Origin of the sequence: Pseudomonas sp. BN102, from assembly GCF_029871245.1 — a bacterium.
Classification (GTDB): domain Bacteria; phylum Pseudomonadota; class Gammaproteobacteria; order Pseudomonadales; family Pseudomonadaceae; genus Metapseudomonas.
The window spans coordinates 1-19,231 of sequence record NZ_SSON01000080.1 but is presented as its reverse complement, the minus strand read 5'-3'; the positions used below and the strand labels follow the sequence as shown (position 1 = coordinate 19,231).

At 61.9% G+C, this 19,231-nt stretch carries 15 protein-coding genes and 2 pseudogenes; 12 read left to right on the top strand and 5 right to left on the bottom strand.

Annotated elements, in window-relative coordinates; translation table 11 throughout:
* Window positions 1–222 precede the first annotated feature (222 nt).
* Window positions 223–1,593: a DUF1329 domain-containing protein gene (locus tag E8F12_RS27770; protein ID WP_280328434.1), complete on the bottom strand. Its 1,371-nt coding sequence runs from the start codon at window positions 1,591–1,593 to the stop codon at window positions 223–225.
* Window positions 1,594–1,618: 25 nt separating this feature from the next.
* On the bottom strand, window positions 1,619–3,490 hold the full coding sequence (locus E8F12_RS27765) for a DUF1302 domain-containing protein (protein WP_280328742.1): 1,872 nt from the start codon (window positions 3,488–3,490) through the stop codon (window positions 1,619–1,621).
* Window positions 3,491–3,832: 342 nt separating this feature from the next.
* Between E8F12_RS27765 and E8F12_RS27760 the strand changes: the two genes are divergently transcribed.
* The 7 genes and pseudogenes from E8F12_RS27760 to E8F12_RS27730 all read left to right on the top strand — a co-directional run bounded on the left by E8F12_RS27760 (window position 3,833) and on the right by E8F12_RS27730 (window position 8,734).
* Window positions 3,833–5,020 carry a lipid-transfer protein gene (locus E8F12_RS27760; RefSeq protein ID WP_280328433.1) on the top strand — a complete coding sequence of 396 codons (1,188 nt, stop codon included), beginning with the start codon at window positions 3,833–3,835 and terminating at the stop codon, window positions 5,018–5,020.
* Window positions 5,021–5,076: 56 nt separating this feature from the next.
* Entirely contained in the window at window positions 5,077–5,517 is a 441-nt protein-coding gene (locus E8F12_RS27755; protein WP_280328432.1) for a MaoC family dehydratase N-terminal domain-containing protein, read from the top strand.
* A gap of 10 nt (window positions 5,518–5,527) precedes the next feature.
* Entirely contained in the window at window positions 5,528–5,947 is a 420-nt protein-coding gene (locus tag E8F12_RS27750) for a MaoC family dehydratase (RefSeq protein ID WP_280328431.1), read from the top strand.
* A gap of 24 nt (window positions 5,948–5,971) precedes the next feature.
* Window positions 5,972–6,799 carry an SDR family NAD(P)-dependent oxidoreductase gene (locus E8F12_RS27745; RefSeq protein ID WP_280328430.1) on the top strand — a complete coding sequence of 276 codons (828 nt, stop codon included), beginning with the start codon at window positions 5,972–5,974 and terminating at the stop codon, window positions 6,797–6,799.
* Between the two features lie 47 nt (window positions 6,800–6,846).
* Window positions 6,847–7,419, top strand: coding sequence for a DUF2889 domain-containing protein (locus E8F12_RS27740; RefSeq protein WP_280328429.1), 573 nt, complete (start codon window positions 6,847–6,849; stop codon window positions 7,417–7,419).
* 47 nt (window positions 7,420–7,466) lie between these two features.
* Window positions 7,467–7,853 (top strand): annotated as a pseudogene (locus E8F12_RS29955) (DUF1254 domain-containing protein); the annotation flags it as partial.
* Between the two features lie 38 nt (window positions 7,854–7,891).
* Window positions 7,892–8,734 (top strand): DUF1254 domain-containing protein, encoded by an 843-nt coding sequence (locus E8F12_RS27730; RefSeq protein WP_280328741.1) that lies wholly within the window; start codon window positions 7,892–7,894, stop codon window positions 8,732–8,734.
* 313 nt (window positions 8,735–9,047) lie between these two features.
* Here the strand turns inward: E8F12_RS27730 and E8F12_RS27725 are convergent, their stop codons facing one another.
* Both E8F12_RS27725 and E8F12_RS27720 read right to left on the bottom strand, forming a co-directional pair.
* Window positions 9,048–10,844, bottom strand: coding sequence for an acyl-CoA dehydrogenase C-terminal domain-containing protein (locus tag E8F12_RS27725; protein WP_280328428.1), 1,797 nt, complete (start codon window positions 10,842–10,844; stop codon window positions 9,048–9,050).
* Between the two features lie 21 nt (window positions 10,845–10,865).
* Complete coding sequence (locus E8F12_RS27720) at window positions 10,866–11,714, bottom strand: 3-hydroxybutyryl-CoA dehydrogenase (protein WP_280328427.1); 849 nt, start codon at window positions 11,712–11,714, stop codon at window positions 10,866–10,868.
* A 637-nt stretch (window positions 11,715–12,351) separates the two neighbouring features.
* On the opposite strand from E8F12_RS27720, the gene E8F12_RS27715 reads away from it, so the two are divergent.
* A complete protein-coding gene (locus tag E8F12_RS27715; RefSeq protein ID WP_280328426.1) occupies window positions 12,352–13,290 on the top strand; it encodes an ankyrin repeat domain-containing protein in 939 nt (312 codons plus the stop codon).
* Window positions 13,291–13,401: 111 nt separating this feature from the next.
* Window positions 13,402–13,962 carry a hypothetical protein gene (locus E8F12_RS27710; RefSeq protein WP_280328425.1) on the top strand — a complete coding sequence of 187 codons (561 nt, stop codon included), beginning with the start codon at window positions 13,402–13,404 and terminating at the stop codon, window positions 13,960–13,962.
* 131 nt (window positions 13,963–14,093) lie between these two features.
* On the opposite strand, the gene E8F12_RS27705 is transcribed toward E8F12_RS27710, so the two are convergent.
* Complete coding sequence (locus tag E8F12_RS27705; RefSeq protein WP_280328424.1) at window positions 14,094–14,705, bottom strand: DUF3883 domain-containing protein; 612 nt, start codon at window positions 14,703–14,705, stop codon at window positions 14,094–14,096.
* Window positions 14,706–14,943: 238 nt separating this feature from the next.
* Here E8F12_RS27705 and E8F12_RS27700 point away from each other — a divergent pair.
* From E8F12_RS27700 to E8F12_RS27690, 3 genes and pseudogenes are all read left to right on the top strand, one after another.
* A pseudogene (locus E8F12_RS27700) lies at window positions 14,944–16,380 on the top strand (IS1182 family transposase).
* A 621-nt stretch (window positions 16,381–17,001) separates the two neighbouring features.
* Entirely contained in the window at window positions 17,002–18,549 is a 1,548-nt protein-coding gene (locus tag E8F12_RS27695; protein ID WP_280328423.1) for a lytic transglycosylase F, read from the top strand.
* Between the two features lie 189 nt (window positions 18,550–18,738).
* Window positions 18,739–19,119, top strand: coding sequence for a hypothetical protein (locus tag E8F12_RS27690; RefSeq protein WP_280323907.1), 381 nt, complete (start codon window positions 18,739–18,741; stop codon window positions 19,117–19,119).
* Window positions 19,120–19,231: the final 112 nt, after the last annotated feature.

The window sequence follows — 19,231 nt, the reverse complement described above, 5'->3', positions numbered from 1 at the left end:
TTGTTCGCGAGCAGAGCTCGCTCCTACGGGTGGCACGGGCTCAGGCTTGATTAGGCCTCACCAGCGAGAGTCACCCCTCTCCTCTTCAGGGAGAGGGGCAGGGGCGGGCCGCGTTCGGAAGAGGGCTTTTGGGTTTCGCTGCGCTCTACGCCAACCTACGGAATCTTGGCGCGGAATGAAAAACGCCCCGCAATTGCGGGGCGTTGTTGTTGCTTCAAGAGGTCAGCGAATACCAGCGTTGCGCAGGGCGGCGGGAGTGAACTCGGACATCTTGGTGCGTTGGCCATACTGCGGCGCGAGCTTCGATTCGTTGCTCATGGCGGCGACTATGTAGCGGCCGGCGATCAGGTCGTAGAAGCCCTGGGCCGCGGGGGCGTTCAGACCTTTCTCGTAGTGGGTGTAGGTGTAGTTCTCACCCACTCGCCAGAGCTGGCCGCGACCGTCGTATTGGTCGACTTCGGACAGCACCCAGGTGTCCTCGTCGAAGTACATGTCGCGCTTGGCGTAGATATGCCGTTCGCCCGCTTTCAGGGTGGCCTGCACGTGCCACACGCGGTGCAGCTCGTAGCGGGTCAGGTCCTGGTTGATGTGGCCGGGTTTGACGATATCGGCGTACTTCAGGCTCGGGGACTGCAGCTTGTAGTTGTTGTAGGGGATGTAGATCTCCTTCTTGCCGATCAGCTTCCAGTCATAGCGGTCCGGCGCGCCGTTCATCATGTCGGCGTTGTCGGAGGTGCGCATGCCGTCGGCGGCCAGGCCGGGGGCGTCGTAGGCGAGCTGGGGCGCGCGACGTACGCGGCGTTGGCCAGCGTTGTAAGTCCAGGCCTTGCGCGGGTCCTTCACCTGATCGATGGTCTCGTGGGCCATGGACACGGTACCGGCCAGGCGTGCCGGCGCGTTGACCGCGAAGATGTAGTAGTAGAGGACGTTCTTCGCTTCCTCCGCGTTCACGCCGTCCATGAACTGCGGGAAGCTGTTCTGGTCCTCGGTCTCGACGATGGTGTACGCGCCATCGACCTGGGGCACCGCCTGGACCGCCCAGCGGTGGATGTTGTCGCCGCGATAGCGGGTCACGTGGTTCCAGTAGACCTCGACGCCATTCTTCGGAATCGGGAAGGCGTAGTAGCGCGAGTCGGAGAAATTGCTCAGGCCGTTGCCATCGCTGACCAGTTGCACGCCGGTGGCGCTCTTCTTCGCTGCGTCATAGATGTTCGACGGTGCCCAGGCGGTGCGGTGGGTCGGGTACACCGGGATCTTGTAGGTGTCGGCGTAGCGCTTGAACATCGCCAGCTGGCCGGGGGTCAGCTTGTCCTTGTACTGCTCGGCGTTGGCTGCGGTGATGGTGAACAAGGGCTTCTCGTCCTTGAACGGATCACCGAGGAAGCCCTTGGCGTCCACCGGTGCGGCGCCTGGCTTGAGGCCGCCTTCCCAGCTCGGGATGCTGCCGTCGGCGTTGCCTTCCTTCTGCGCACCCAGCGGGGTCAGGGTGGTGCCCAGCTGGGTCGCTTCCTGCTCGGAAACGGCGGCCATGACACTGGTGGCCAGCAGCGACAGCACCAGGGTGCCGGTTTTGATGATCATGCTTGCTTTCATGGAAATACCCTCTGCCGGTTTCGGCTTAGAAGTTCACGCCGAAGCTGAGCGAGACGAAGTCACGGTCAGTGCTGGTGTTGAAGTTGCCACCGAAGAAGTCGGTGTAACTGAGGCTCGCGGTGTAGGTGTTCAGGTAGTCGGCATCGAGCCCGACGCTGACGGCCTTGGCGCCTTCTTCGAAGTTCGGCCCCCAGCCGTCCACGTCATGGGACCAGGCCAGGTTGGGAGAGAGGTTGATGCCGGCGATAACGTTCGGGTAATCGAGCTTGGCGCGAACGCGATAGCCCCAGGAGTCCGTGGTGTAGAAGCCGTGGCTGTTGCATTCCTTCTGGGGGTTGGTCGAGGTGGCGCAAACAGTGGTGTTCTGGGTGCCGGGGAACTGACCCGCGCCATAGACCGGGCTGCGGCCGAAGCGGATGTCGGTGCCGTCGGCGTCGCCCAGGCCGTTGATGCGGTTGTAGCCGACTTCGCCCACCAGGGTCAGGCGACTGGCGCCCATGACCTGGTCGAAGAACTGGGTGGCCGTCACCTGCGCCTGCATGACCGGCATGCGTTTGTAGCCAGGCAGGTCGCCGCCGAGAGCCCGCGCCGTTTCGCCGCTCGTGAAGACCGGGGAGGTCTGGGTGCGGAAGTCGGTGTCGGTGGACTGGATCGCAGCCAGGTTGAGGTCGGCGGTGTTGATCTGCAGCGGCATGTTCGGCCGGTAGCTCAGCTCGCCACCCACGGAGGTCGCGCCCACGGTGGTCTGGAAGCTCAGGCCGTAGAGGCGGATGTCTTCCGGATAGTCCACGAAGTAGCGTGCGGCACGAACCCGGTTGAACTGGTTCTGCACAGCGGCGACCTGGCGGGCCGCGGCGGGCAGGGCGCCGATTTGTGCCGCTGTGATCGGCGCGACGGTGGTCTGCTTGAAGCTCAGGTAGGGGTTGCGGCTGTGGTAGTTCATTGCATAGAAGCCGAACTCGGTGTCGTTCAGCTCCGGCACGAACCAGCGCAGGGCAACGCCGTACTGGCCGCTGTCGCGCGGGTCGTTGTCTTCCAGGCGCGGCATGTAGACGTCGTCCACCACTGCGTTGGTGAGGATCTGCGCGGCAGTCGCGGTGTTGTTGGCGACGCCGGGGGCGAGGTCCGGACCGGCGAACACCAGGCGGTCGGTGCAACCCTGGGGCAGGGGATCGGAACCGAAGAAGGTACCGCAGTTGTCGACCACCGAGTTGTCCCACTCCAGCTGGTAGAAGGCTTCGGCGGTGAGGTTCTCGGTCAGGCCCTGGGAGATGTAGAACATGTTCACCGGGATCAGGCCTTCCTTCACCTCGGCACCCGGACGGCGCAGGGCGGCGACGTCGATGGGGTTGATGCTGTTGATGCTGTTGCCGACGAAGGTGCTTTCGCCCCAGCTCACCACCTGCTTGCCCAGGCGCACGTTGCCGGCCAGATCGCCCAGGTTGTAGTTGTGGTAGACGAAGGCATCGAGGAACTCGGCGCCGGAGGCCTTGGCCAGGTCGTCGCGGCCGCTGTCGTCGATGTCGTAGAACAGGCGGTGCTCGTCTTTCAGCTCGAAGTCGTACCAATACTTGCCGCGTACGAAGACGCCACTGTCGCCGTACTTCAGCTCCAGGTCATGCACGCCCTTGAAGATCTTCGAGAAGGTTTCGCCCTTCTTGAAGTTCTTGCGGTTGTCGTCGGCGGTCCGGGTAGCCGACTTGCCGCGCAGCCCCTGGGTGTTGGCGGAGTTGATGAACATCGGGTCCGGTCCGCGCACCGCCCAGCTGGCGCCGACGGAAATGGAGGAGTCGAACTGGCCTTCGATCTCGCCCAGCTGGAAGCTGACCGCATTGGCGTTGGCGCAGGTGCCGACGGCTACTGCGACCGCCAGCAACCGGGGAGTGAAGGTCGCCAGGCTGCGGGTGGAACCACTGGCCGGCGACCGCTGATTCAATGAGGTTGTATGTCTTGCCTGTGTCACGTGTTGGTTCCTCTATGGAGTCTTTCTTGTTGTTATTCAGGACCGCAAGCACACGCTATCCCCGGCGTCCCCCACCCATCCCCCTCCAGTAGGGGGGGATTTTTCCCTCCCGTCGTACCCCTCGCCATCCCCCCTTGGCCGGACAGGCCCGCGCCCCCTCCATGAGGGGGGGCGTGGCTGTTCGTCGCCGCGCAACCATCGATCCAAGGAGTGCTGCCATTGCCGTCGAAGACAGGCACGCAGCCCGGACCTTGTCACCTGACCTTGGAGAAAGTGATGTCGCAGAAAGTCTATGTCGCCGGTGTCGGCATGATTCCGTTTGCCAAGCCTGGCCAGAGCGGTACCTATATCGAGATGGGTGCGCAAGCCATCCGCCTGGCGCTGCAGGATGCCGGCCTGGACTACGGCAAGGTCCAGCAGGCCTATGCCGGGTACGTCTATGGCGACTCCACCAGCGGCCAGTCGGCCCTCTATGAAGTCGGCCTCTCCGGCATCCCGGTGATCAACGTCAACAACAACTGCGGCAGCGGTTCCAGCGCGCTGTACCTGGCTCGCCAGGCGGTGGAGAGCGGCGCGGTGGATTGCGCCCTGGCCTTCGGCTTCGAGCAGATGCAGCCGGGAGCGCTGAAGTCCCACTGGCTGGATCGCCCGATCACCTACGGCAAGGGCCACGAAGTGGCCGATGCGATCTTCCCCCAGGGCCGCGAAATGCCTGACGCCCTCAAGTTCTTCGGCGGCGCCGGCCTCGAGCACATGCAGAAGTACGGCACGAAGATGGAAACCTTTGCTGCGATTCGCGCCAAGGCCAGCCGCCATGCCGCCAACAACCCGCTGTCGGTGTTCAAGAAGGTGGTGACCACCGAGGACGTGATGAACGACCAGGTGATCTTCCCCGGCGTGATGACCCGCCTGATGGCCTGCCCGCCCACTTGCGGCGGTGCGGCGGCCATTGTGGTCTCCGAGCGTTTCGCCAAACAGCATGGCCTGCGCACCGATGTCAGCATCCTGGCCCAGGCGCTGGTGACCGATAAGCCAGAAGCCTTCGATCCGCCGTCGCTGATCAGCATCGTCGGCGTCGGCATGACCCGCCAGGCCTCCACCGAGGTCTACGAAAAGGCCGGCGTCGGTCCGGAAGACATCCGCGTCTGCGAACTGCACGACTGCTTCGCCCACAACGAACTGCTGACCTACGAAGGCCTGGGCTTCTGCCCGGAAGGCGGCGCCGAGAAGTTCGTGATGGATGGCGACAACACCTATGGCGGCCAGGTGGTGATCAACCCGTCCGGCGGCCTGCTCTCCAAGGGCCACCCGCTGGGCGCCACCGGCCTTGCCCAGTGCTATGAGCTGACCCATCAGCTGCGCGGCACCGCCGGAGCCCGCCAGGTGGAAGGCCTGCAGCACGCCCTGCAGCACAACCTGGGCCTGGGCGGCGCCGGCATCGTGACCCTCTTCGGTCGCGGCTGAAGACAGTGCGCGCTCCTCGCGGGCGCGCGTTTCAACTCACTCGAGGACTCCATGACATGGCAGACACGAGTCTGATCGGCCGTTCCCTGGGAGCGACCACCGCCGAGGTGGAAAAGGGCCGTCTGCGCTTCTTCGCCAAGGCCATTGGCGAGACCAATCCGGTCTACGTCGACGAAGCCGCCGCCTGGGCCGCCGGGCACCGCTCGTTGCCGGTGCCGCCGAGCTTTCTGATGTGCCTGGAAGCCGAAGGGCGCGACACCGACCACATTGTCGAAGACATCTTCGGCTTCGATCTCGGACGCATCCTGCATGCCGAGCAGGGCTTCACCTATCACGGCATGGCCTATGCGGGCGACGTGCTGACCTTCGATACGCGGGTGGTGGATGTCTACCAGAAGAAGGGTGGTGCCCTGACCTTCGTGGTCCAGGAGACCCGCGTCACCAACCAGGACGGCCGGCACATCGCCGATATCCGTTCCTCCCTCGTGCAGCGTTGAGGATTGTCCAATGAGCCTTCCCCGATTCGACGAGCTGCAGGTCGGCCATGAGCTGCCGCCGCTGACGCTGCCTGCGGTCAACCGCACCACGCTGGCCTTGTACGCCGGCGCCTCCGGTGACCACAACCAGGTGCATATCGATCTCGACTTCGCCCGCAAGGCGCGCCAGCCCGATGTGTTCGCCCACGGCATGCTCTCGGTGGCCTACCTCGGCCGCCTGCTCACCGGCTGGGTGCCACAGGCGCAGGTCCGCAGCCTGTCGGTGCGCTTCACCGGCATCACCCAGCTTGGCCATGTCCCTACCTGCAGCGGCAAGGTCATCGAGAAGTTCGAAGCCGATGGCGAGCCGCGCGTGCGCCTGGCGATCCGCTGCGGCAACCAGTACGGCGAAGAAAAACTGATCGGCGAAGCCGTCGTGGCACTCGCCTGAACCCCATAAAACAAGGAACAACCCATGAAAAAGCTCGAAGGCAAAGTCGCCCTGGTCACCGGCTCCGGCCGTGGCATCGGCCGCAGCGTCGCCCTGAAACTGGCTGCCGACGGCGCCCGCGTGGTGGTCAATGACCTGGACGCCGGCCCGGCCGAGGAAGTGGTTGCGGAGATTCGCGCCGCCGGCGGCGAAGCCGTCGCCTGTGTCGGCAGCGTCACTGCTGTCGATTTCGCCGACCGCTTCGTCAAGACTGCGGTGGACAGCTACGGCGGCATCGACATCATCGTCAACAACGCTGGCTACACCTGGGACAACGTGATCCAGAAGATGAGCGACGAGCAGTGGTACGCCATCATCGACTGCCACATCACCGCGCCGTTCCGCATCCTGCGCGCCGCCCAGCCGATCATCAGTGCCATGGCCAAGAAAGAGGCCGCCGAGGGCCGCGTGGTCAATCGCAAGGTGGTCAACATCGCCTCGACTTCTGCAGGCGGCAACCCGGGCCAGGTCAACTACTCCACGGCCAAGGCCGGCGTGCTGGGCATGACCAAGTGCCTGGCCAAGGAGTGGGGCCGCATGAAGGTCAACGTCAACGCCGTGGCCTTCGGCCATATCGAGACCCGCCAGACCCAGCCGGTGGAAGGCGACCCGAGCTACATCAACATCGAAGGTCGTGAGATCAAGGTGGGCATCAGCCCGGCCATCGTCGAGCAGTCGAAGACCATGATCCCGCTGGGCCGACCGGGCAACACCGAGGAGGCGGCAGGCGCGGTCTACCTGTTCTGCATCCCCGAGTCCGACTACGTCTCCGGCCAGGTGCTGGTCTGCGGTGGCGGCATCGGCAACGTCTGATGCGACTGACGGGGCGCGTGAGCGCCCCTTCTTTCAAGGGGCGCTGTATGGAAGAAAACACTGTCAGCCGTCGTCTGCTGCACACTCGCCAGGTGACCTGCACCGGTTACGAACGTGACGACGGGCTGTTCGAGATCGAGGGACGGTTGCTGGATACCAAGGGGGTCGACACCGAGTTCCCCTATGGAGTCATTCCCGCCAACGGCGTGCTGCACCAGATGCTTATCCGCATGACCGTCGACCGCAAGCTGGTGATCCAGCGGATCGAAGCCGTTTCCGAACAGGCACCCACTCCCGTGTGCGGCCAGATCAACCAGGCCTATGCCGCGTTGGTGGGGATCAGTATCGGCCCGGGGTTCAAGAAGCGCGTGGCCGAACGGGTCGGCGGCATGAAGGGCTGCACGCACCTCACCGAACTGCTCGGTCCCATGGCTACGACCGCGATCCAGACCCTGGCGCCTGTGGTACAGAAGCGCCTGCGCGAGCGCGCCGCCCGCGACCCCGACTTCGAGATGCCCACCCACTGGGCCATCGGTACATGCCACGCCTACCGCCCGGAAGGCGATGCCGCACTCCGCGTTCGTGAATGGCGACCCACCGATAGCCGATCCAAGGGCTGATAGGGCAGGGCGCTGTCGCCTTGCCGCTTCGCTACAAGGAGTTCCTCGTGAACCAGAACACAGTCAGGCGGACCCTCGTGGTCGCTCTCCTCGGGTTCCTCACCCATATCAATGCATCCAGCGCAGACGCCCTGACGCCGGCCGAAGCGCGCGCTATCGCCAAGGAAGCCTACGTCTACGGTTTCCCCCTGGTGGACAACTACCGCGTGCAGTACACCTACTTCCAGGACCGCGAGCATCCCGAGTTCAAGGCGCCCTGGAACACGCTGCACAACACCGCGCGCATCTACACGCCGGACGACAAGGCCTATCCGACGCCAAACGCCGACACGCCGTACTCCCAACTTGGCGCGGACCTGCGCCGCGAACCGCTGGTACTGACGATGCCTGCGGTGGAGAAGGGACGCTATTACTCGGCGCAGTTCGTCGATGCCTATACCCATAATTTCGGTTACGTCGGCAGTCGTACTACCTGCCCGTCGAAAGCCAGGTGGTCGTCCGCCCCAACCGAGACACCCTGTATTCCTCGGCGGTGTTCGATCTGGATGCGGGGCCGGTCACGGTCACGCTGCCGGATGCTGGGCAACGCTACTTCTCAATGATCGCCATCGACGAAAACCAGTACACCCAGGGGCTGATCTTCGCGCCCGGCCGCCACAGCTTTACCCGCGAGTCGGTCGGCACGCGCTATGTGCTGCTGGGTGTACGGACGCGGCTCGACCCGACTTCGGCCAGCGACTTGCAGCAAGGCCGTGAACCGCAGGACCGCATCCAGGTTGAACAACGGAACGGTCCGGGGCGCTTCGAGATACCGTCGTGGAACCAGTCCAGTCTGAAGAAGGTGCGGGGTGCGCTGCAGACGCTGGCGGCGACCATCCCGGATTCACGGGGTATGTTCGGCACGTCCGACAAGGTCGACCCGGTCCGTCATCTGATCGGCAGCGCGTCGGCCCGGGGTGGCAATCCTGAGCAGGACGCCTTCTACGAGAACGTGACACCGGCACGCAATGATGGGGCGACCGTATACCGGATGGTGGTCCGGGACGTTCCGTTCGATGCTTTCTGGTCCATCAGTGTGTACAACGCTGCCGGTAACTTCGAGCGCAACCCGCAGGACGCCTATACCCTCAACGACCTGACGGCTAAGCGTGGCAGCGATGGCAGCATCGTTGTGCAGTTCGGTGGCTGCGACGGCGTGGTCGCCAACTGCCTGCCGATCACGCCTGGCTGGAACTACATGGTGCGACTGTACAAGCCGCATGCGGAAATCCTCGACGGCAGCTGGCGTTTCCCCGAGGCCACGCTGGCCAACTGAGAGCTGATCGTCCAGATCACGGTTCTGGGACAACACGGGCTTCTTCCTGATCGGAAGAAGCCCGTTTTTGTTTAAACCTGGGAGGCCACGTCCATGGGGAAGTGACCGGCGCGTTGGGCTGCGCGGAGCTCAGCCACAACCTACAGGAGCTGTGTTCTGCCTGGCTTCGTGTAGGAGCGAGCTCGGATCGTTCGCGGGCAAACCCACTCCTACAAATAAAAAAGGCCGTCACGAGGACGGCCAAAGCTCCGTACCGGCGGTCGACACTCGCCGGCCCCTTGCAGCCGCCCACCTGGGGGCGGGCGGCGGAATCTCAGAACAAGGTTTCATCCATTTCCAGGACTGCATCGCCGCCCTGGATAACGATGCGTGAAAGCCCCTCGGCACGCGGCAGCAGGTGTTCGGCGTAGAAACGGGCCGTCTGCAGCTTGCTGCGATAGAAGTCCTGTTCGGCGGTTCCCGCCTTGAGTTGCTCATGGGCGGCAAGCGCGGAGCGCGCCATCTGCCAACCACCGGCCACGGTGCCGAACAGATCCAGGAACGGCACCGCGCCGGCCAGGACCCGTGGGGTCTGCCCATTGAAGTTCGCCACGATGAATTCCACTGCCGCGTTCAGCGCGACCACGGCGGCAGCCAGGGCACTGGCGATGTCCTGCAGCTGCGGGTCATCTGCCCAGACAAGACGCTCCATGACGTAGCGCATCCGCTTGGTCACCAGCCCGATGGCCTTGCCGCCATCGCGGGCGATCTTGCGGCCGACGAGGTCGGACGCCTGGATACCGGTGGTGCCTTCGTAGATGGTGGTGATGCGTGCGTCCCGCAGATGCCGGGCGGCGCCGGTTTCCTCGATGAAGCCCATGCCGCCATGGATCTGCACGCCCAGGGAGGCGATATCCACCGCGTTCTCGGTACCGCAGCCCTTGACCACTGGGATCATCAAGTCGACGAAGGCTTGCCATTCCTCTCGGCGTGCAGGATCAGGGTGACGTTCGGCGCAGTCCATTGCGGCGGCGACTTCGCAGGCGATGGCGCGCATTGCTTCGGTGCGGGCTTTCATCGACAGCAGCATGCGGCGTACGTCCGGATGGCGAATGATCGCCACCTTGTCGCGACTCTTCGCGCCGGCCTCGGTGCCTTGAACGCGCTCACGGGCGTAGGCGAGTGCACGCTGGTAGGCACGCTCGGACAGGCCGATACCTTCGATACCGACGGAGAAGCGCGCGGCGTTCATCATGATGAACATGTATTCCAGCCCGCGATTCTCTTCGCCCACCAGCCAGCCCAGCGCGCCTTCGTTGTCACCGAAGGCCAGTACGGCGGTGGGGCTGCCGTGGATGCCCAGCTTGTGTTCGATGGAGGCGCAGCGCACGTCGTTGCGCGCACCCAGGCTGCCATCGGGGTTCACCAGGAACTTCGGGACCACGAACAGCGAAATGCCTTTCACACCCTCCGGTGCGCCCGGAACGCGGGCCAGCACCAGGTGCACGATGTTGTCGGTCAGGTCGTGCTCGCCATAGGTGATGAAGATCTTCTGGCCGAACAAGCGGTACGTGCCGTCGCCCTGTGGCTCGGCGCGGCTGCGCACTGCGGCGAGGTCCGAACCGGCCTGGGGTTCGGTCAGGTTCATGGTGCCGGTCCATTCGCCGCTGATCATTTTCGGCAGGTAGGTTTCCTTCAGATAGGAAGACCCGCAGAGCTCGATAGCCTCGATGGCGCCCCGGGTGAGCATGGGGCACAGGCCGAAGGAGACGTTGGCGCCGTTCCACATCTCTTCCACCAACGCCGAAATCAGTCGCGGCAAGCCCTGGCCGCCAAACTCCGGGTGGCAGGAGAGGGCGTTCCAGCCGCCTTCGACGAATTGCCCATAGGCCTCGTGCCAGCCTTTTGCGGTGGTCACTTCGCCTTCGTGCCAGCGCGCACCCTCACGGTCGCCGATGACGTTCAGGGGCGAGAGCACGCCCTGGGCGAACTTGCCGGCCTCACCGAGGATGGCATCGACGAGATCGGCACCCAGCTCTTCGCAGCCGGGCAGTTCACTCACTTGTTCCAGGTATCCCAGCTCGTTCAGGACGAACTGCATGTCGCGCAAGGGCGCGCTGTATTCACTCATGGCTGAAACCTCGAGGGCGTGTCAGTAGCTGTGGAAGCCGCGGCCGCTCTTGCGACCGAGGTGGCCGGCGGCGACCAGGTCCTTGAGCAGGCGGGCAGGGCGGTACTTGGGATCGCCGAAGCCGTCGTGCAGGACCTGCATGATGGCGAGCAGGGTGTCGAGGCCAATCATGTCGGCCAGGGCCAGCGGTCCGATGGGGTGGTTGCAGCCCAACTGCATGCCGGTGTCGATGTCGCGGGCGCTGGCCAGGCCCTCCTGGAGCACGAAGACGGCTTCGTTGATCATCGGGATCAGGATGCGGTTGACGACGAATCCCGGAGCGTTGTCGGCGTTGATGGGTGTCTTGCCGACCGCCTTGGCGAAGGACTCCACTGCGGCGTGGGTCTGCCTGGAGGTCTGCAAGCCGCGAATCAGCTCCAGCAGTTGCATGGCCGGTACGGGATTGAAGAAGTGCACGCCGATGAAGCGCTCGGGGCGGTCAAGCACGGCGGCCAGCTGGGTGATGGAAATGGAGGAGGTGTTGGTGGCGATCACCGCATCCGTCGGCACCACTGCTTCGATCTGGCGCAGGATGCGCAGCTTGAGTTCAAGGTTTTCGGTGGCGGCTTCGATCACCAGATCGGCGTCGGCCAGGTTGCTGTAGCCAGTGGTGGCCTGCACCCGTGCCAGTGTCGCTTCGCGCTCGCTCTCGCAGATCCTCGCTTTGCGAACCTGGCGTTGCAGGCCCTCGTTCACGGCGGCCACGCCTCGGGCCAGGGCCGGTTCGGTGACATCGATCAGGATGACGCTCAGGCCAGCAGAGGCACAGACCTGGGCAATGCCGCTGCCCATGGTGCCGGCACCAATCACACCGATTCTGTTAAGGCTCATGAAAAACTCCGAAGGGCAATATCAACGATTCAGAGTTCAACAGAATGCAGTTTCAGATGGCCCACCCCGGAGGGGGGGAGGTTTTAGATTGACGGTTGTACTGCCTTGAGTTGTTTGTTCTAAGGAGAAAAACCCATTGATGCTGCGACCGACGTGGAAATCACGAATTATCCAAGGTGAGGCCGCGTTTCGGCCGACTTACGGTCAAAACGCGGTACGCCATGGCGGAGTGTCGTACGTCACCTATCTTGAGATTTTGCATCACAAGAGAATCAATGAGTTACGCATCTAGCGTGAGATTTTTTAAGGCGAAAAACGTCAGCTACGACGAGATTTTCATTGCGAAAATCATCTACGTGGAGATTTTCCTAGCAACCGCCATTTAGACGAGCGCGGACACCCGTGGCCTGCTCTAAATGCGTGCTTAGCGTGGTCTCGGATTGACAAGTTGTCAATGCATGAGAAACGGAAAGAGGTAGCGTGACGTGGCCCGGCCGTGGGGCAGGGTCAGTTTGTAGAGATGCTGTTGCGCCCGGCAGCCGCTCGCTGATAGGTGACGGAAGCGTCGGCAAACTATTGAGCTCTAGACCGTGCTGCGTAGGGTATTCTTTCACCGCCTTTGGATCGGGGTAGTGAGATGAGTAAAGTCACGGAAATGGCATTTCATGGCCAGTGGGATGCGTTGCTGGACGTCCTCAGGAATCGTCCTGAACTGGTCAATGAAGTCAGCGAAGGGAAGGGATACGCACCGCTGCATCAGGCCGCTTGGCATGGCGCCAGCCTGCCGGTGGTAGGTGAACTGCTGGCACTGGGAGCTGACCCTCATCTGAGGACGCTGAAGCAGCAAACCGCACAAGACATTGCTATCGACAAGCATCCTGACCATGAAGCTCTTGCTTTCATCCTCACCCCGGTTCACCGCTCACTGTCCCAGCTGATGCGCATGGTGGTCGCAGAGCAACCTTCGCTGTTTACCAGCTATGACGGCAACCAGATCGTATGTGATCGGCTCATTGAGCTGTTCAGTCTAGAAATTGCACCACCAGATGCCGAAACGTTGCCTGAGCGGATTGGGAATGCAATTCGTGCATTGACGGGGCTGCCGTTATCCTCGCAACAGGAGCTCCGCTTTGATATCGCCAGCTTCGAGTTCACGACTAATGCCTGCTTCTGGAAAGAGCGTTTCATCCCTGCACTTCAGATAGCCCAGCAGCGCTTCGGATCAGCGCCTTTCGGTAAGTCTTGGGCAGTCGTGGCTGACCTATTTGATCCCGCTCCATCTCAATGGGGACTCAGGGGAGATCTCTTTCTCTGGCTGGAGATGCGCCGTTCACTCTGTCACGTAGGCTTGCCCGAGACACCCGAGGCCCTATCGGACATCGTTCATGCAGCTCATGAAACCCTCGCCGGGGCACGCTTGTCGCCTGAGGCTGAGACCTGGGTACCTCATCTCGCTCGTGGCGGGATGAGCAGTGGCATGGTGTCTGGAGAATTCTGGTGCCGGCAGTGGATTCCCGTACTGCGGAAACGACTCCAGTGGCCACATGAAAGTTGGCGGTTTCCAGCGCGCAGTTAAACGTCAGTTCGGGGAAGTGTGTGAATTGCACCCGGAGTTCCCCGTTTTTGCGCGTTGGCAGGGACATTAGAATCATGTCGAGCCAATTCATGGGTGATAGGGATATAAGGAATGAACGACGGAAACACGCCTCAAAGCTACGGCATCGTAGAGCATAAGCACCGGTATTCAGCATGGGCGGCAAGCCGTGCGGCAAGCACGAAAACTTGTCGTTTTGATGTCTGCACGGGCAAGCGCATCATCGAGACCATTGGGCTTCCGGCTCTGTTGGCCGATCCCGAATTGCTCCCAAATGAAAGGGATATCGATGCTGTACACCGTCAGTGGTGCGCGAATGCCATCAAATCAGCCACTGAGCATGGCCTATGCGGCTTCGGACACGGCGTCGCCGCTAAGCTAATCAATGTGTACCTGAAGGGCGCCTTTGTGTGCGGTGGCTATGAAGATCACGAAAACGTCAGGATGCTCCATCCGCCCATTGATAGCCTTCTGCTTGATGAGCTTTATACCCGTAACGTCGGAGGCCTACGAACCACCTGGGCCACGGCGCGCAAACTGAGATGGTCGAAGCTCGACGCTGAACAGTACCAAGCGGTCATTCGCGGCATTAGGCTGGCAATGGACGGTAAGCCGCTATGGCAGGTCGAGGCGCACTGGCGCGGCTATCAGTAGATCCCAATCGCCCCATGCCGCCGTGCTCTGATTAAGACGGCATGGGGACTCAAGCTGACAGGGGCCTTTTACGGGATCTTGGCGAGGTTGACGCCATGCTTATTGTTGAGGAGGCAAGTTCATCCCCACGCCTATGATTTTTCCTCTCCGTCCGCCTCCGGCCGTTGCGTCGTCAGAACCAACGCAGCACCTTTTGTGAGTCCGCTGACGGAAACCGAGCCTTTGGGTGACCAGGATGGGGTGCCCAACGGGTTCACGTAGATCCTCATCTCAGTCTCGAAGCCCTCCTCCAGCCCTGAGACTATGACGAGATAGAACTTCGCTTTGCATTCTCGCGCTCGACGAAACTCGGCCTCGGTGAGCGTTATCTCTGATGGTGCTTCGCGAGCGAAGGATTTCATCTCGACAAATGTCGACCAGTTAACCGCGCCATCTGCTCCAACACCCCGATGGGCTTGGAGATCCTCCAAAGGGAAGTCCTCCCTGTCGAAAGCGGCTTGGACATAGGCCCAGGCACGCTCCTGGAGTTGTGCAGAGTTGTAATGGCAATAGGAGGTTGCTGGAGCCGGCGTATTGCTTTGACGATTCGGGCCGGGCGGTTGATTTACCAAGGGCTTTTCGTTCTTCGTCTGCTTGCCCTTTTTCAGGAGCTCAGCACCATCCACCACAGTGGAGTAGAAGCTGAATTCAGGCGGCAACTCGCCGCCGCCGAGTCGGCGCGGGCGATGACCCTGGCGCAGCAACTCACCCCGCCGGCGCGTACCCGGCGCACCAGCGTCAAGCCCGCAAAGTCAGCCAAGCCGGCGAAACGGCCGAGAAAACCGGCAGCCCCGGGTTAGTGACCGGGGCTTTGTCCACCGCCCGTTGACGGGTAGCCATTCACTGCGACGGTCGAGGCAAGACCGTCGCTATCCGACCCAGGCTGTGTGAAAACGCCGGTCTCGCCTAGAGTTGCTGAAGCAACGTCAGCGGGGGCGGCGTATGAAGCGATTCATCGAGGAAGCGAGCCGCACACAGGTCAGCTTGCTGCCTGAATGCCTGGATGACTTCGTTGCCGAAGACAATCCGATCCGTGTAGTGGAAACCTTCGTCGAGCAACTTGACCTGGCAACCTTGGAATTCGATGGTGTGGCACCGGCTGTAACCGGGCGACCGTCCTATCACCCCGCCGTGCTGCTGAAGATCTACATCTACGGTTACCTCAATCGCATCCAATCCAGCCGCCGCCTGGAGCGCGAATGCCAGCGCAACCTTGAACTGATGTGGCTGACTGGACGGCTGGCGCCGGACTTCAAAACCATCGCCGATTTCCGCCGTGACAACGGCAAGGCCATCCGCAATGTCTGTCGCCAGTTCGTCGTGCTGTGCCGCCAACTGGAGCTGTTCTCACAGTCGCTCGTGGCCATCGACGGCAGCAAGTTCAAAGCCGTCAACAACCGTGATCGCAACTTCACTCCGGGCAAGCTCCGCGCCCGCATGGAGCAGATCGAGAAAAGCATCGAGCGCTATCTGGCGGCGATGGATACCGCCGACCGGACGCAATCTGATGTCGCCGAAGCCAAGGCCAGCCGCCTGCAGGACAAGCTCGAAAAGCTCAAGCAGCAGATGCAGGCACTCAAGGAAATGGAGCAGCAGTTGCGTGAAGCACCGGACGGGCAGATCTCCCTGACCGATCCGGATGCGCGCTCCATGGCCACCAGTGGCTGAGGCACCGGCGTGGTCGGCTACAACGTGCAGACGGCCGTCGATAACCAACATCACCTCATCGTCGCCCACGAGGTCACCAATGTCGGCCATGATCGCTCGGCACTGGCGATGATGGCCGAGCAGGCGCGCAGCGCCATCGGGGTTGAAGGCCTGACCGTCGTCGCCGACCGTGGTTATTTCAAGGGCGAAGAAATCCTCGCCTGCGACCAATCTGGCATTACCACCTATGTCCCCAAGCCGCTGACATCCAATAGCAAGGCGGACGGGCGCTTCGGCAAGCAGGATTTTGTGTATGTGCCGGAGAAGAATGAGTACCGCTGTCCTGCGGGGCAAAGCCTGATTTATCGCTACACGAATCTTGAGGCCGGCTTGACGACACATGCGTACTGGAGCTCGAACTGCAAGCAATGTGCACTCCGATCGCAGTGCACCAATGAGCCATTCAGGCGAGTTCGACGCTGGGAGCACGAAGACGTCATCGATGCCATGCAGCGTCGCCTCGATCATCAGCCAGAGATGATGGGCATCCGCCGCCAGACCGTCGAGCACCCGTTTGGCACGCTCAAGCACTGGATGGGCTCGACGCACTTCCTGACCAAAACGCTACCCCGAGTGAGCACGGAGATGAGCCTGCATGTGCTCGCTTACAACCTCAAACGGTTGATGAGCATCTTGGGCATCCGCGAAGCGGTGGCGGCCTTGCAGTCCTGAGGAGGCCTTTTCCACGTTCCTTGCCGTCTCCCTATGCCATCGGAGACCTCAGAGACCCACTACCGCAAGCAGAACGCTATGTCGGCCCATATCCCATCTCAGCCCTTGCCATAGACCAGAAGCGATGCAGAACCCCGAGTTTTGCTCTTTTCACACAGCCTGGACCCGAAGCTGTCGGTGGGAACTGGCAGAAACCGGCCAAAAGCAGACTGAATCGCCGCCGCTTCCCTAGACACTCTCCAAGCGCTGGAAATAGCGTTCTCAGAATTTACTGGCGATAACTGCGTTGCGCAGTTGTGTCGGCGATTGGAGCCACACAAGCAGGGTCAGCTATACGCGCCTTTACCAGGATCAGGAGCGCTTCGGCGGTGCGTGCCGGTTGTCGCGACGGTACTAGCATGTGTCACCTGCATCGCGGTTTTTACTCCGGCGCCTAAACTTGTCTGTTGGGACGGGTTGGGTGAGCACGCATTCAGCCGCAGTGACTGGTTTGTAACGATCCTGCTGTCGCGGGGCGCTATTTCTGCCGCGAGCCCCATGCCTCAACCACCGCCAAGGCTCAGCGCGACAGGCTGTTCACCGCAGTAGTGGGGCCGTTCACGATACAGTCGGAGCGCGATCATGCTGAACCTGTCGCTGCAACTTCACCCCCTGGCGTATCGCACGACGCACTTGTGGCTGATCATTATTGGTCTGGCGGCACTTCTCGGGGCTTTGTATAGCGGCCCCGTCCCTGCTGCCGATGCGATCAAACGCTCAGAATCGCCGCAAGCGGAGACGCTCACCGTCGATCTGGCAGAGATCCAGAAGCCGTGGACGGGGGATCTTGAGGCGATGAAAGAACGGAGGATTATTCGGGTCCTCACGATCTATAGCAAAACCTTTTACTTCGTGAACAAGGGTGCCCAGCGCGGCGCAACCTACGAGTGGTTCCGTCTATTCGAGCAGGAACTGAACAAGAAGATGGCCTCTGCAAAGTCGGGGGCCAAAAAACATCTGAAGGTTCAAGTGGTCTTCGTCCCGGTTAGTAGGGATGAGCTACTCCCCGCACTAATTGCCGGTAGGGGCGACATAGCCGCTTCCAACCTCACCATTACTCCCGGAAGACGGGAGTTAGTGGACTTCTCCGCGCCCGCTTACACCGATGTCAGCGAAGTGATTCTGTCCGGCCCGGCCTCACCCCAGGTAGCCGGCCTCGACGATCTGGCCGGCAAGGAGGTCTTTGTTCGCAAGTCCTCCAGTTACTACGAGAGTCTGGTTGCGCTGAACAAGCGCTATGCCGCAGAGAATCGGCCCCCGGTGAATATCAAGTTGGCCCCGGAGGAGTTGGAGGACGAGGACCTGGTCGAGATGCTAAACGCGGGACTGGTTCCGCTCATCGTCATGGACAAGCACAAGGCGGACCTCTGGAAGCAGGTCTTTCCCGCGGTTACGGTCCATGAAGGGGTTGCCATACGCACGGGGGGAGAGATTGCCTGGGCGATACGGAAGGGGAGCCCGCAACTCAAAACGGCTGTTGATGACTTCGTCACTCGTCACCGCAAAGGAACTGCAACGGGAAATATGATTCTGACGCGCTATCTGAAGAGCGCGAAATATATCAAGAACGCTGCATCCCAGGCGGAGCGGAAGAAGTTCCTCGATTTGACTCAATTCTTCAAGCAATACGGTGACAAGTACAGTGTGGACTGGCTGCTGATGGCGGCTCAGGGGTACCAGGAGTCGCGGCTTGACCAGTCCGTTCGAAGCCCCGTGGGAGCCATCGGCGTGATGCAGGTCATGCCGGCTACAGGCAAGGAGCTAAAGGTTGGCGATATCAGGCGAACCCAGTCGAATATCGAGGCTGGGGTCAAGTACATGCGGGTGATGATCGACAGGTACTACGGTGACGAACCGATGACCGAACTGGATAAGGTCCTGTTTACCTTCGCGTCGTACAACGCCGGACCGGCCAGAGTTGCGCGGCTGCGCGAGGAAGCCGCCAAGCGCAGGCTGGATCCCAACATCTGGTTCCATAACGTCGAGTATGTCGCAGCCGAGCGAATCGGCGCGGAGACGGTGACTTACGTCAGCAATATCTACAAGTACTACATCGCCTATCGGTTGATCCTGGAAGCACAGGAGGCGAAGCAGCGAGCCACGGAACAGGTCACGGCTCAGCCTGAGTAGGACTGCTGTGTAGTTCGCGTGCAGCAAGAGAAATTGTGGGTGCGGGCATTGACATGCGGGGCCGGCGAGAGCCCGGTGATGCTCCGGTATGTTCGACTGGTTCGAAGCGCGATCCGGCGAAGCGACCCAGGGCCGCCGGTGCAGGCCGCGCCACGGCGTTGAGGTTCAGCCTAGCGAGGAGGGAAGACGATGAGAACATTGCGAATGGGCACGCTGGTATTGGCGGCATGCGTGACCCTGGCGACGGCATCGGGCATTGCCCGCGCCGACGAGGTGCCCATGATCACCGGCGAGCAATGGATGCAGTCGTCGGAGCAGCTCAAGAAGGCCTATCTCGTCGGCATCGCCAACGCCTACCAGGTGGAGGCGGCCTACCATGGGTCGAAACCGCTGTCCGATGAGCAGAGCCTGATTCCGCGTTTCGGCAGGGGCTTGAAGGGCCACACGCTCGACACCGTGCGTGAAGGGCTCAACCAGTGGTACGCGGCCAATCCCGACCGCGTGAAACGGCCCGTCATCGAGACCATCTGGTTCGAGATGGTCGTGCCCGGTCTGCAGCAGAACAAGTAGCGGAGGTGAACATGAAGCGGTCCCTATTGTTTGCCGCAGTCCTCACTGCAGCGGGCGTGATCGGCTGCACCTCGATGACACCCCAGCAGCAGGGGACGATGAGCGGCGCGGC

Bases quoted from the DNA above. Each gene is read 5' to 3' on its own strand.
- E8F12_RS27770 (WP_280328434.1), bottom strand. From the start codon at position 1,593: ATGAAAGCAAGCATGATCATCAAAACCGGCACCCTGGTGCTGTCGCTG.
- E8F12_RS27760 (WP_280328433.1), top strand. From the start codon at position 3,833: ATGTCGCAGAAAGTCTATGTCGCCGGTGTCGGCATGATTCCGTTTGCC.
- E8F12_RS27755 (WP_280328432.1), top strand. From the start codon at position 5,077: ATGGCAGACACGAGTCTGATCGGCCGTTCCCTGGGAGCGACCACCGCC.
- E8F12_RS27750 (WP_280328431.1), top strand. From the start codon at position 5,528: ATGAGCCTTCCCCGATTCGACGAGCTGCAGGTCGGCCATGAGCTGCCG.
- E8F12_RS27745 (WP_280328430.1), top strand. From the start codon at position 5,972: ATGAAAAAGCTCGAAGGCAAAGTCGCCCTGGTCACCGGCTCCGGCCGT.
- E8F12_RS27740 (WP_280328429.1), top strand. From the start codon at position 6,847: ATGGAAGAAAACACTGTCAGCCGTCGTCTGCTGCACACTCGCCAGGTG.
- E8F12_RS27725 (WP_280328428.1), bottom strand. From the start codon at position 10,844: ATGAGTGAATACAGCGCGCCCTTGCGCGACATGCAGTTCGTCCTGAAC.
- E8F12_RS27720 (WP_280328427.1), bottom strand. From the start codon at position 11,714: ATGAGCCTTAACAGAATCGGTGTGATTGGTGCCGGCACCATGGGCAGC.
- E8F12_RS27715 (WP_280328426.1), top strand. From the start codon at position 12,352: ATGAGTAAAGTCACGGAAATGGCATTTCATGGCCAGTGGGATGCGTTG.
- E8F12_RS27710 (WP_280328425.1), top strand. From the start codon at position 13,402: ATGAACGACGGAAACACGCCTCAAAGCTACGGCATCGTAGAGCATAAG.
- E8F12_RS27695 (WP_280328423.1), top strand. From the start codon at position 17,002: ATGCTGAACCTGTCGCTGCAACTTCACCCCCTGGCGTATCGCACGACG.
- E8F12_RS27690 (WP_280323907.1), top strand. From the start codon at position 18,739: ATGAGAACATTGCGAATGGGCACGCTGGTATTGGCGGCATGCGTGACC.